The 310-nt window shown below is 76.5% G+C and carries 1 protein-coding gene and 1 pseudogene; one reads left to right on the top strand and one right to left on the bottom strand.

From position 1 onward, the window contains the following. A partial coding sequence (locus JHD82_RS29555; protein ID WP_199140480.1) for a hypothetical protein occupies nucleotides 1–190 on the top strand: 190 nt, incomplete at its 5' end. Here JHD82_RS29555 and JHD82_RS30410 read toward each other — a convergent pair. Then, a pseudogene (locus JHD82_RS30410) lies at nucleotides 184–310 on the bottom strand (ABC transporter ATP-binding protein); the annotation flags it as partial. The gene JHD82_RS29555 and the pseudogene JHD82_RS30410 sit on opposite strands and share 7 nt — an antisense overlap.

Below are 310 nucleotides of genomic sequence, written 5' to 3'. Positions count from 1 at the left end.
CCCCCCCCCCCCCCCCCCCCCCCCCCCCCCCCCCCCCCCCCCCCCCCCCCCCCCCCCCCCCCCCCCCCCCCCCCCCCCCCCCCCCCCCCCCCCCCCCCCCCCCCCCCTTTTTAATGATCCGGCGCCCCCCGAGATCTACACTGTTCGCATTTCGTCGGCAGCGTCAGATGTGTATAAGAGACAGGTGTAGGGACGCAGCGCCAGATGGGCGATGCCCAACTGCTCCAGGCAGCCCAGCGCCAGGGCACGGTCGGCACTTGAAGGCCGGGCCAGCGCAGGCAGGCGCGCGGCACGGCCCATGAGCACCATG

This window comes from Delftia sp. ASV31, assembly GCF_016428765.1.
Taxonomy (GTDB): domain Bacteria; phylum Pseudomonadota; class Gammaproteobacteria; order Burkholderiales; family Burkholderiaceae_C; genus Comamonas; species Comamonas acidovorans.
Note: the sequence above shows the minus strand (reverse complement) of the source record. Positions and strands in the feature narration are given on the sequence as shown.